The following is a 12,485-nucleotide window of genomic DNA, read 5'->3' on the forward strand; positions in this document are numbered from 1 at the left end:
TGCCCGATCACCAGTGGGACGTGCCGCTCGACTACGAAGCGTATACGGCGATCGGCGCGGTGGTCGGCCACGGCGGCATCGTGCTGCATGACGACACGTCGAACCTCGCCGAGCTGGCCGAATACGCGATGAAGTTCTGCGCGATCGAATCGTGCGGCAAGTGCACGCCGTGCCGGATCGGTTCGACACGTGGCGTCGAGACGATCGCGCGCATCCGCCACGGCGACACGTCGGAGCGGCAGGTCACGCTGCTGCGCGACCTGTGCGACACGATGCTGGCTGGTTCGCTGTGCGCGATGGGCGGCATGACACCCTACCCGGTGCTGTCCGCGCTCGACCATTTCCCCGAAGATTTCGGGCTCGCTGCCGGCAAACATGCCGCGTCGGGTCCGGTCAAGGCTGCGGCCTGACCCAGAAGGAGCCCTGCATGTCCCTCGACACGAACAACGTCCGCCAAGGCGGCTGCGGCTCGGGCCAATGCGCGTGCAAGAGCGCCGCGCAGGCGCGTGCCGGCAACCCGTTCGACGATACCGACTACGGCACGCCCCAACGGCATGCCGATACCGACGTCACGCTCGAAATCGACGGCCAGCCGGTCACGGTGCCGGCCGGCACGTCGGTGATGCGTGCGGCGATCGAAGCCGGCGTCAACGTCCCGAAGCTCTGCGCGACCGATTCGCTCGAACCGTTCGGCTCGTGCCGGCTGTGCCTCGTCGAGATCGAAGGCCGGCGCGGTTATCCGGCGTCGTGCACGACGCCTGCCGAAGCGGGCATGAAGGTGCGCACGCAGTCGGACCGGCTGCAGTCGCTGCGTCGCAACGTGATGGAGCTGTACATCTCCGACCATCCGCTCGACTGCCTCACCTGCCCCGCCAACGGCGACTGCGAGCTGCAGGACATGGCAGGCGTCGTCGGGCTGCGCGAGGTGCGTTACGGCTTCGACGGCGCGAATCATCTGCGCGACAAAAAGGACGAGTCGAATCCGTACTTCACGTACGACCCGTCGAAGTGCATCGTCTGCAACCGCTGCGTGCGCGCCTGCGAGGAAACGCAGGGCACGTTCGCGCTGACGATCGCCGCACGCGGCTTCGAATCGCGCGTCGCTGCGGGCGAAAGCGAATCGTTCATGGCGTCGGAATGCGTGTCGTGCGGCGCGTGCGTCGCCGCGTGCCCGACCGCCACGCTGCAGGAAAAATCCGTCGTGCAACTCGGGCAGGCCGAACACTCGGTCGTCACGACCTGCGCGTACTGCGGCGTCGGCTGCTCGTTCAAGGCCGAGATGAAGGGCACGCAGGTCGTGCGCATGACGCCGCACAAGAACGGCCTTGCGAACGAGGGCCATGCGTGCGTGAAGGGACGCTTCGCATGGGGCTACGCCACGCACAAGGACCGCATCACGAAGCCGATGATCCGCGAGAAGATCACCGACCCGTGGCGCGAAGTCAGCTGGGACGAAGCGCTCACCTACGCGGCAACGCAATTCCGCAAGCTGCAGCAGAAGTACGGCCGCGACTCGATCGGCGGCATCACGTCGTCGCGCTGCACGAACGAGGAAACCTACCTCGTGCAGAAGCTGGTGCGCGCCGCGTTCGGCAACAACAACGTCGACACCTGCGCACGCGTGTGCCACTCGCCGACGGGCTATGGCCTCAAGACGACGCTCGGCGAATCGGCCGGCACGCAGACGTTCGCGTCGGTCGGCCAGGCCGACGTGATCGTCGTGATGGGTGCGAACCCGACCGACGGCCACCCGGTGTTCGGTTCGCGGCTGAAGCGGCGCGTGCGTGAAGGCGCGAAGCTGATCGTGATCGACCCGCGCCGCATCGACGTCGTCGACGGCCCGCACGTGAAAGCCACCCACCACCTGCAGTTGCGCCCCGGCACCAACGTCGCGATCGTCAACGCGCTCGCGCACGTGATCGTCACCGAAGGGCTCGTCGCCGACGCATTCGTCGCCGAGCGCTGCGAGACGCGCGCGTTCGAGCAATGGCGCGACTTCGTCTCGCGTGCCGACAACTCGCCCGAGGCGACCGCCGACGTGACGGGCGTGCCGGCCGAGTTGGTACGCGAAGCCGCGCGCCTCTATGCGACGGGCGGCAATGCAGCGATCTATTACGGACTGGGCGTGACCGAACACGCGCAGGGCTCGACGACGGTGATGGGCATCGCGAACCTCGCGATGGCGACCGGCAACATCGGCCGCGAAGGCGTCGGCGTCAATCCGCTGCGCGGCCAGAACAACGTGCAGGGCTCGTGCGACATGGGCTCGTTCCCGCACGAGCTGCCCGGCTACCGGCACATCGGCGACGAGGTCGTGCGCACGCAGTTCGAGGCAGCATGGTCGGCGAAGCTGCAACCGGAACCGGGGCTGCGCATCCCGAACATGTTCGATGCGGCGCTCGACGGCAGCTTCAAGGGACTCTACTGCCAGGGCGAGGACATCGTCCAGTCGGACCCGAATACGCAGCACGTCGCGGCCGCGCTGTCGGCAATGGAATGCATCGTCGTGCAGGACATCTTCCTGAACGAGACCGCGAAATACGCGCACGTGCTGCTGCCCGGCTCGTCGTTCCTCGAGAAGGACGGCACGTTCACGAACGCGGAACGCCGCATCTCGCGCGTGCGCAAGGTGATGCCGCCGCTCGCGGGCTACGCGGACTGGGAAGTCACGCTGATGCTGTCGCGCGCGCTCGGCTACGAGATGGACTATGCGCATCCGTCGGAAATCATGGACGAGATCGCGCGGCTCACGCCGACCTTCTCGGGTGTGTCGTACGCGAAGCTCGACACGCTCGGCAGCATTCAGTGGCCGTGCAACGAGCACGCGCCGGAAGGCACGCCGACGATGCATATCGACGCATTCGTGCGCGGCAAGGGCAAGTTCGTGATCACGCAGTTCATTGCGTCGCCGGAAAAGGTCACGCAACGCTATCCGCTGATCCTGACGACGGGTCGCATCCTGTCGCAGTACAACGTCGGCGCGCAGACCCGCCGCACCGAGAACGTGCAGTGGCACGAAGAGGATCGCCTCGAGATTCATCCGCACGACGCCCAGGATCGCGGTATCCGCAGCGGCGACTGGGTCGGCATCGAATCGCGTGCGGGGCAGACGGTGCTGCGCGCACTCGTGACCGAACGCATGCAGCCGGGCGTCGTCTATACGACGTTCCACTTCCCCGAATCGGGTGCGAACGTGATCACGACGGACAGCTCGGACTGGGCGACGAATTGCCCCGAGTACAAGGTGACGGCCGTGCAAGTGCTGCCCGTCGCGCAGCCGTCCGACTGGCAGCAAGCGTATGCGCGCTTCAACGCGGAGCAACTCGACCTGCTCGAGCGCCGCGCCGCCGCGACCGCCACCATGACGACAGGCAAGTGAGGAAGCGATGGACAACGGACACCTGATCGACATGGCCAACCAGATCGGCGCATTCTTCGAATCGATGCCCGATCGCGACGAAGCGCTGACCGGCATCGCCGACCACATCCGGCGCTTCTGGGAGCCGCGGATGCGCCGCGCGTTTCTCGCGGCGCTCGACGATCCGTCGGGGGAGGCCGCGCAACGCGCGGCGCCGATCGTGCGCGATGCGATCGCCGTGCACCGCGCGTCGCTCGTACCTGCCGCGGCGAGCGCCTGATCGCGCCGCTACGCTGACTGCGACATGCCCGCGAACCAGCTTTCGCAGTGGCGCAGCAGCGCGTTCGCATCGGTCGCCGTGCGCCCGCGCGCGGCGACGTAACCATCCGGCCGCAGCAGGTAGAACGACGGCCGCGATCGGCCGTATTCCTGCGCGAGCCCGCCATCGCCGCCTTCGGCATCGGTGACGCGCCAGGCGCGCACCGCATCCGGCATGATCCGTTCGAGCCCCTGCACGAGCGCCTGCGCATCGGCCGGCATCGGCGGCGCCGCGCCGTCGGCATTTACCGGCTCCTCCAGCAGCAGCAACGTGAAGCTCGCCGGATCGTGCAGGTCGTATAGCCGCGCCGTTCCGGGCGCCTGACCGAGCGGCCCGTCGAGCACCCGCACGTGCGCGTCCGGTGCCCGCTCGCCTGCGCGCGGCCCGCCGTCGAGCACACGCTCGAGCGTGAGCGGACTCTTCCGGTACTGCACGCCGAGCTCGCTGACCGTGCGCCGCACCGCGTCGCGCATCGGCCCGAACGACGCCAGCACCGGCACGACATGATCGCGCAGCAGCTTCATCGCACCGCGCTCGGCTTCGACGATCTGCGTGACGAACCCGGTCTGCCGCAACACGTCGCGCTCGATCGGATGACGCTCCGCGTGATAGGTATCGAGCAGCCGCTCGGGCGTGCCCGCGCCGAGCACGCGCGCGAGCTTCCAGCCGAGATTGAACGCCTCCTGGATGCCGGTGTTCATGCCCTGCGCGCCGGCCGGGCTGTGGACGTGCGCGGCGTCGCCGGCGAAGAACACGCGGCCGTGACGCAGCCGGTCGATCATCCGGGTGTGCAGGTGAAAATAGGACGACCACGCGAGATCGCTCGGCGAGATCGACGCGCCGGCACGGGCACGCACGATCGCGTCGCATTCCGCGAGCGACGGGGTCGGCGCATCGGGCGACGCGTCGCTGCCGGGCGGCCGGTCGGCCACGAGCCGGTATCGGCCGCCGCCCATCGGAAACAGGCCGGCGATGCCTTCGGATGTCGTGAACAGGTGGATCTCTTCGTCCGGCCAGTCGGGTATCGCCGCGAAATCGGCCAGCAGGAAGGTCTGTTCGAACGCATGCCCGGTGAAGCCCAGGCCGAGCAGATGCCTGACCGTGCTGTGCGCGCCGTCGGCCGCGATCAGGTACGACGGAGAGAACGATTCGTCGCGGCCGTCGGCGCGGCGGATCGACACGTCGAGCGACGCGCCGCCCGCATCGCACGCGGTCAGCGTCGCGCCACGCTCGACCGTCACGCCGAGTCGGGCCAGATGCTCGGCAAGCAGGCGCTCGGTGACGGTCTGGTCGAGAAACAGCAGGTACGGATAGCGCGTTTGCAGCGGATCGAAATCGAGCCGCGCGATCACGCGGCCGTCGGCATGCAGCGCGGCCGCGTGCGCACGATGACCGAGCGCGAGAAACGGTTCGACCGCGCGATGCTGCTCCAGCAATTCGAGCGTGCGCGCCTGGATGCCAATCGCGCGCGAATGCGGCGCGGGCGCAGCGAGCCGATCGATGATGCGCACCGGCACGCGCGCCCGCGCGAGGCTCATCGCCGCGGCAAGGCCGGTCGGCCCCGCGCCGACGATCAGCACGGGCGGGAAATCGGACAGTGTGTCAGCCATGAGAACCTCGATGACACGCGACCCTGCAAGTCTACGCCGCTCCGCGTGACGGGGCCATATGCCGATCGGCCGATTCGCGGCACCGCCGCGCGGTGTGGGAAAATACGCGCTTTCCGTCAGTTTTCGCGTTATGGATTCCGCATTCGACCGGGCGTATGCCGCACACCGCGCGGGCCGCCTCGCCGAGGCCGAGCACGGCTATCGCAACGCGCTCGCCTCCAATCCCGCCGACGCCGACGCGCTGCACCTGTTCGGCGTGCTGCGGCACCAGCAGGGCCAGCACGCCGAAGCAGCCGATCTCGTCGGCCGCGCCGTCGCGCTGCGGCCGGGCGATGCCGCGCTGCAGCTCAATCTCGGCAACGCGCTGAAGGCACTCGGCCGGCTCGACGAAGCGGTCGACCGTTTTCGCAACGCGCTGACGCTCGCACCCGAATTTCCGCTCGCGCACTACAACCTCGGCAACGCGTATGCGGCGCTGCAGCGCCACGACGATGCGATCGACGCGTTCAGCCGCGCACTCCGGCTCACGCCCGACGATGCATCGATCCACAACAATCTCGGCAACGCGCTGAACGCGCTCGGCCGCCACGACGACGCGCTCGCGGCTTTCCATCGTGCGCTCGAGCTGCGGCCCGGACATGCGGGGGCGCACAACAACCTCGCGATGGCGCTGAACGCGATGGGCCGCGCCGACGATGCGATCGCGCACTTCCAGGCCGCGATCGCCGCGCAGCCCCGCTTCGTCGCCGCCCATTTCAATCTCGGCAACACGTTCGATGCGGTCGGCCGGCATGCCGAGGCGGCGGCCGCGTTCGAAGCCGCGCTCGCGCTGCATCCGCCGTTTCCGCTCGCGCTGTTCGGGCTCGCGAACGCACTGAGTGCGCAGGCACGCCACCGCGACGCACTGCCCTACTACGAGCGCGCCGTCGGTCTCGATCCGTCGTTCAGCCTGGCCTGGCTGAACCTCGGCAACGCACATCACGCGCTCGGTGCGCACGAGATGGCGCTGCGCGCATTCGACCAGGCGCTGCGCGTCGCGCCCGATCTCACGCTGGCGCGGCTGCACCGCGCGGTCACGCTGCTGACGCTCGGCGACTTCACGCGCGGCCTGCCCGCCTACGAAGCGCGCCACGACACGCCTAGCGCGACGCCGCTCGGCCCACTGCCGCGCTGGCAAGGCGAGCCGATTGCATCACGCACGCTGCTGATCCGCGCGGAACAGGGCTTCGGCGACACGCTGCAGTTCGTCCGCTTCGTGCCGCTCGCCCGCGCACGGTGCGCGCGCGTCGTGCTCGAGGTCCAGCCGGAACTCGTTGCGCTGCTGGCGCCGGCCGCGTCGCGCTGGCGCGTGACGCTCGTCGCACTGGGCGCGGCAAAACCGCCTGCCGCGGATGTCGCGTGCACGCTGATGAGCCTGCCGTTCCTGCTCGGGCTTCAGACGGAAGAGGACATCGTCGCGAGCTCGCGCTACCTCGATGCGCCCGACGGCGCCGGCCGGCGCTTTCGCGGCTCGCTCGGCGGGCAGGCAAAGCGCAAGCTCGGCCTCGCGTGGTCGGGGCGCAAGCAGGCGCAGGAAAACCGCTCGATGCCGTTCGATGCGCTCGCGCCGCTGCTCGCGCTGCCGGACATCGACTGGATCGTGCTGCAGCCCGCACTCGACGACGACGAGCGCGCGCGCGTCGACGCACATCCGCGCGTGCATCGGCTCGACGGCCGGCTGAACGACTTTGCCGACACGGCTGCGCTGATCGAGCGGCTCGACGGCGTCGTCACGATCGATACGGCAGTCGCCCACCTTGCCGGCGCGCTCGGCAAGCCGCTGTGGGTCATGCTGCCGTTCGCACCCGACTGGCGCTGGTTCACCGGCAACGACTGCCCGTGGTATCCGCAGGCCAGGCTCGCCCGCCAGCCCGCGCCGGGGCAATGGCTCGACGTGGCGGCCGCGGTCGCCGGCGCGCTGCGCGAAGCCTGAACACAGACGAAAAAAGGGAGCGCGTCGCGCTCCCTTTTTCATTGCAATGCGTATGGCCGGCGCCGCGCGTGATACGGGTGCCGGTCAGGCCGCCTTGTACTGGTTGCGCGCCTCGGACGTGCGATACAGCACGAGTGTCGCGATCAGCCCGCAAATCGCGGCAACGCTCAGCCACAACCCCGGCGCCGCCTTGTTCCCGGTCTGATGAATCAGCAGCGTCGAGATCGCGGGCGTGAAGCCGCCGATCGTCGTCGCCAGGCTGTATGCGAGCGAGAAGCCGGCCGTGCGCACGTCGGCCGGCATCACTTCGGTCAGCGCGACGACCATCGCTCCGTTATACGACGCGTACAGGAATGACAGCCACAGCTCGACCGCGAGCAACCGCAGGAACGACGGATCGCCGACGAGCCACAGCACGGCCGGGTAAGCCGTCAACAGCGTCAGCACGGTGAACGCGATCAGCACCGGGCGGCGACCGATGCGGTCGGACAGCGCACCGGACAGCGGCAACCACACGAGATTGGAGATCCCCACGCAGACGGTCACGACGAGCGCGTCGAGCGACGACAGATGCAGCACCTCCTTGCCGAAGGTCGGCGTATAGGCGGTGATCATGTAGAACGACACCGTCGTCATGATCACCATCCCCATGCCCGCCACCACGATGCCCCAGTTGTCGAGCATCGAGCGCATGATCTCGCCCATCGTCGGACGATGACGCTTCGCGAGGAATTCGTCGGTCTCCTTCAGCGAACGGCGGATCAGGAACAGGAACGGCACGATCAGGCAGCCGATCAGGAACGGAATGCGCCAGCCCCACGCGGTCATCTCCTCGGCCGGCAGTACGCGATTCAGCAGCACGCCGACGAGCGCGGCGAACACGACGGCCACCTGCTGGCTGCCCGACTGCCACGACGTATAGAACCCCTTGTGCCCCTTCGTCGCGATCTCCGACAGGTAGACCGACACGCCGCCGAGTTCGACGCCGGCCGAGAAGCCCTGCAGCAGCCGGCCGAGCAGCACGAGCACCGGCGCGAGCACGCCGATCGTCGCATAGCCCGGTATCGCGGCCACCGCGAGCGTGCCGATCGCCATCAGCCCGAGCGTCAGGATCAGCCCCTTGCGCCGGCCGTGATGGTCGATGTACGCGCCGAGCACGATTGCGCCGACCGGCCGCATCAGGAAGCCCGCGCCGAACACCGACAGCGACAGCATCAGCGACGCGAATGCATTGCCGCTCGGAAAGTAGGTTTTCGCGATGGCCGACGCGTAATAGCCGTAGACCATGAAGTCGTACATTTCCAGGAAGTTGCCGCTGACAACCCGGAACACGGTGCGGACTTTGGATTCCTGTGCGATGGCGTGTGACGCTGTGGACATGTTTTTCTCGCTCAGCTCGGATGGCGCGAATCCGCGCCGCATGGATCCGACGACGCACGCGGCGCCGGGCCGGCGCGCACGGGCATCGCTGCCCGCCGGCGGCGCACCGCGCAACGACGCGCGCACCGGCATGGTTCGCGCATCATGCCACGCCAACCCGACATTTGCCTTGTGTCGCCCCTGCCGTTGCCGTCGCAGCGTCCTCCTCGTACGAGTCGTCCCGAAACGCACGCAAAAATCAGATTGATCTGATCGACCGGCCTTCGCCGGCTGACCACAATGTCTCGATTTGCAACGACAGTTCCGCGCCGCACCGGCACGGTTGCCCGTGTCGCATGGCGCACCGCCCTCATGACCCCATCGCCTCTTGTTCCCGTGGCAGGCGCGCTCGCCCGCCCTCGCGTCGCTCCGCTCGATCACGTACCGTCGTTCGGCCGCGACTGGATCTTTCGCGGCGCACCCGGTGCTCGGCCTGGCAAGCATTGCCTCGCGACACTGGCGACGTCCTGCATCGACATGGACCGGCCGCACCGTGCATGCCACTGGCAGCCGCTGCCCGTGGCAGCGCCGGCACCGACCCATGGCGGGTCGCCGGTTGCACTGCCTGCCGCCGCGGCCCCGTGTTCCCCCCGTATCGCCGGCGGCTTTCGCGACCGGCGTACGAAGTACGCAATCTGCTGGAGCATCGGCGCGCTCGGCATCATCGGCTGGCTGATTGCCGCGCATGAACCGATTGCGGGGTTCGGGCCGGCATACGCGATTCGCACGGCCGGCGGCGTACCGGATCACGCTACGTCGTCGTCCGGTACCGTGCGGGTCGCTGCGGTTCAGCCACGTACGTCGACGAGCGCGCCACCGCAGCGCAAGATGGCTGCTCCTGTCGCAACAACGGCCGAGTCACCGCCGGCCACGCACCACGTCAAGCGTCGTCCCGCGTCGCTTCGTCCGAAGGCAACCTCGATCGCACCGCCGACAGCCACTGCAGCGTCGCCTCGTTCGAGCGGCAAGCGCATGGCGGCGGCGCCGGTCCGAACCCCCACCGTATCGAGGCTGGCCACGCGCCCGCCGGTCCGGAGCAGCACGGTCGACGCCCGCACACGCGAGCGGCTCGCCGCATCGCCGCGTGCAACCGGCGATACGCGCGACACGCTCGACGATCCGCTCACGCTGATCGCGATGGCAAGCGCGCTGGGTGCTGCCCCGCCTGCCCGCGCAACGCACGCGCCCACCACCGGCCTGGACTGGACGGCGCAACTGTCCCACCGCCGCCTGACCGATACGCCGGACGCATTCGCGCGCTGACGGCCTGGCCACAAAAAAACCCGGCGAAGACTGCTTCGCCGGGTTTTGCTCGTCTCTGCGTCCGTCTGACGAATCGTTACTTGTGCGCGGGCAACCCTGTCTCGGTCTGCTTCTCGAGCTGTCGCACCTGCTCCTGCAGATCGCGCAACTGCAACTGCGCGGCCCGCTTCTCGACCTGCAACGCCTGCGCCTGTTCCTGCGCCGAACGCTGCCGCTGCGCGACTTCAGCCTGCTGGCTGCGCGCAACGCTCAGGTCGGCCTGCAACTGCTGCGCACGATTCGCCTGCAGCGCGATCACGCGCTCGAGAAACGCCTTCTGTGCCTCGAGCTCGGTACGTCGGATCTCGATATCGGCAAGTTGTACGGTCTGCTGAACGAAGTTCGCGTACACCATCTCCGCGCGATTCTTTTCCTGCGACCGGATCACGCGCCACAGGTGCTTGTCCTGGAACAGCGCGACGTAGTACGTCATCTCGCGCGGATCGAACATCAGGCTCGCACCGTAGCTGCCGTTGTACGTCGTACGCATCTCGACGATGCGGCCATCGTGCAGCATCTGCGTCAGCTCGGCGACGTTGCCTTGCGCGGACGCATCCGTCGCAGCCGCATTGGATGCCGCCGCGTCGCCGCGCAGGCTCGTGACCGCCGGACGCGTGCCGGCGGCGGGCGCAGTCGCGTCGGCGGACCAGGCCGCGCCTGCTTGCGTGCAGGCAGCCAGCGCAACGATCCACGCGGCACATCGTGCAGGGGAAAAATTTCGGAAAGCCAACGTCAGACTCCGGCAAACGAATCGGAACTCGCGATTATCGTTCAAAACGAAACGGCCGCATCTCGAATTTATCGGGATGCGGCAGGCCTTCGTATGACGTGAAGAATGCGGCTTGCTACAGGCGGGTTTCGCGCGCCGCGCGCAGGAACGCATCGAGCAGCGGCGTGCAGTCGAGCAGCTCCGAGCCGCCGGCACGATGGAACTCGGGGTGCCACTGCACGCCGACGACGAACGGCGACCGCCGATGGCGAATGCCTTCGATGATCCCGTCGCCCGCCGACACGGCCTCGATGTTCAGATCGCGGCCGATATCGCGGATCGCCTGATGGTGAATCGAGTTGACGATCGCTTCGCTGCGCCCGGGGAACATGCTCGCGAGCGTCGACGAATCCGGGAAGCGGATCGCGTGACGATGCTGGTCGTAATGCTCGCTCACGTGCGCATTCGCGGTCGGCACATCGGTGGCGATGTCCTGGTACAGCGAGCCGCCGAACGCGACGTTGATCAGCTGGCAGCCGCGGCACACACCAAGCACGGGTTTGCCGGATTCGACGAACTCGTGCAGCAACTCGAGCTCGTACATGTCGCGCACACGATCGCCCGGCCATTCGGGGCGGGCGTCGGACGCGGCGTAGGTTTGCGGCGATACATCGGCGCCACCCTGCAGCAACAGGCCGTCGAGATGCTTCGCGTAGTCGCGCAGGCGGATGTTGCTCGGGTGAATCATGCCCTGGTGGCCGACGGTCGGGATCATGAACACGAGCACGTCGCGCGACATCACCCAGTGCGCGATAGATTCCTCGAGATACTGCAGCGTCTTGCCCCGCAGCCCTTTCGCACCCGGCTCCGGATGGAAGATCCGCGCCGACACGCCGATGCGCAGCGTGCGCTGCGTGATGCGCTGGCCGGCACGGTCGAACAGCCGGCGCGCGCGCGCGGCCACGATCCGGCCGAATACCGACCACGGCGTGTCGCTCTGCTTCAGGTAGGCCGGCGGCGCATTCTGCGCGCTTGCGGGCGGCGGGCGCGGCGTGTCGAAATCGGGCTGCGCGCCGAATCCGGGTGGCGGCGTTCCAGCCTTCGGCGGCGCGGCGGCAGCAACGCCATCGATATCGGCGCCCGTTGCACCGGGCGCACCCGGCTCGGACGCAGCCGTGACCGGTGACGCGCCGTCAGCAGCGACGTTCTGCGCGGCGGCCTGGGCTGCCGGCGCATCGGGCGCTTTCGCCGGATCGGTACGGGGGGAATCGGAAGAAACGGAGGAGGTGCCGGGCAGACCGGCCGGGGAAGGCGTGTTTTCGCTCATGACGATGGTCTGGTACGTCGCTCACGCGTATGGATAAACGAGGATTCATTATGCTTCAGCGCACGATCGAGCGGCAAACCTGCAACATCCTGTCGATATTGTTGCAAGTCGGCGGCAAACTGCGTCGGAGCGCGCCCCCGCCCGCTTGCGGGCAACGCCGATGCATCACCGTCGGTACTGGACACCCGTGATATATCACAATAATATCCACGCATCGCCCACGCTTCCCGATCGCCCGCGCCATGATCGCGCCCCGTCCGGCCGCCGCGCCCACGCCCCCCCCCCGCAGCACGACCCGCCACCCCACCCCCCCCCCCCGCCCCGCCCCCCCCCCCCCGCCCCCCCCGCCGCCCGCCCACCCCGCGCACCCGCGCGCCCTCCTCCCCCCCCCCCGCCCCCACCCCGCGCCCCCCCCCCCCGCCACCCCCCCCCCCGCCCCACGCCCACCGCCCCCGCCGCCGCCCCCGCC

At 68.5% G+C, this 12,485-nt stretch carries 10 protein-coding genes; 6 read left to right on the forward strand and 4 right to left on the reverse strand.

Annotated features, from left to right (window positions below):
• From G3N93_RS22800 to G3N93_RS22810, 3 genes are all read left to right on the forward strand, one after another.
• A partial coding sequence (locus G3N93_RS22800; RefSeq protein WP_277396561.1) for an NADH-ubiquinone oxidoreductase-F iron-sulfur binding region domain-containing protein occupies window positions 1-410 on the forward strand: 410 nt, incomplete at its 5' end.
• 17 nt (window positions 411-427) lie between these two features.
• Window positions 428-3,379 (forward strand): formate dehydrogenase subunit alpha, encoded by a 2,952-nt coding sequence (fdhF, locus tag G3N93_RS22805; RefSeq protein WP_174944649.1) that lies wholly within the window; start codon window positions 428-430, stop codon window positions 3,377-3,379.
• A gap of 7 nt (window positions 3,380-3,386) precedes the next feature.
• Entirely contained in the window at window positions 3,387-3,638 is a 252-nt protein-coding gene (locus G3N93_RS22810) for a formate dehydrogenase subunit delta (RefSeq protein ID WP_011351318.1), read from the forward strand.
• An 8-nt stretch (window positions 3,639-3,646) separates the two neighbouring features.
• On the opposite strand, the gene G3N93_RS22815 is transcribed toward G3N93_RS22810, so the two are convergent.
• Window positions 3,647-5,287 carry an FAD-dependent monooxygenase gene (locus G3N93_RS22815; protein WP_206134001.1) on the reverse strand — a complete coding sequence of 547 codons (1,641 nt, stop codon included), beginning with the start codon at window positions 5,285-5,287 and terminating at the stop codon, window positions 3,647-3,649.
• 58 nt (window positions 5,288-5,345) lie between these two features.
• Here G3N93_RS22815 and G3N93_RS22820 point away from each other — a divergent pair, with 58 nt between their 5' ends.
• Window positions 5,346-7,259, forward strand: a complete 1,914-nt coding sequence (locus tag G3N93_RS22820) for a tetratricopeptide repeat protein (RefSeq protein WP_206134002.1) — start codon at window positions 5,346-5,348, stop codon at window positions 7,257-7,259.
• An 84-nt stretch (window positions 7,260-7,343) separates the two neighbouring features.
• Here G3N93_RS22820 and G3N93_RS22825 read toward each other — a convergent pair whose 3' ends face one another.
• Entirely contained in the window at window positions 7,344-8,639 is a 1,296-nt protein-coding gene (locus G3N93_RS22825) for an MFS transporter (protein WP_174944637.1), read from the reverse strand.
• Between the two features lie 351 nt (window positions 8,640-8,990).
• Between G3N93_RS22825 and G3N93_RS22830 the strand changes: the two genes are divergently transcribed.
• Window positions 8,991-9,941 carry a hypothetical protein gene (locus tag G3N93_RS22830; protein WP_174944690.1) on the forward strand — a complete coding sequence of 317 codons (951 nt, stop codon included), beginning with the start codon at window positions 8,991-8,993 and terminating at the stop codon, window positions 9,939-9,941.
• 76 nt (window positions 9,942-10,017) lie between these two features.
• On the opposite strand, the gene G3N93_RS22835 is transcribed toward G3N93_RS22830, so the two are convergent.
• Window positions 10,018-10,710, reverse strand: a complete 693-nt coding sequence (locus tag G3N93_RS22835; RefSeq protein WP_206134003.1) for a DUF2968 domain-containing protein — start codon at window positions 10,708-10,710, stop codon at window positions 10,018-10,020.
• A gap of 115 nt (window positions 10,711-10,825) precedes the next feature.
• Window positions 10,826-12,016 (reverse strand): gamma-glutamyl-gamma-aminobutyrate hydrolase family protein, encoded by a 1,191-nt coding sequence (locus G3N93_RS22840; RefSeq protein WP_206134004.1) that lies wholly within the window; start codon window positions 12,014-12,016, stop codon window positions 10,826-10,828.
• Window positions 12,017-12,258: 242 nt separating this feature from the next.
• On the opposite strand from G3N93_RS22840, the gene G3N93_RS22845 reads away from it, so the two are divergent.
• Window positions 12,259-12,485, forward strand: a 227-nt coding sequence (locus G3N93_RS22845; RefSeq protein ID WP_206134005.1) for a hypothetical protein, incomplete at its 3' end; no start/stop codon positions are given.

It is taken from the genome of Burkholderia sp. Se-20378, assembly GCF_017104665.1.
In the GTDB taxonomy this organism is placed as follows: domain Bacteria; phylum Pseudomonadota; class Gammaproteobacteria; order Burkholderiales; family Burkholderiaceae; genus Burkholderia; species Burkholderia lata.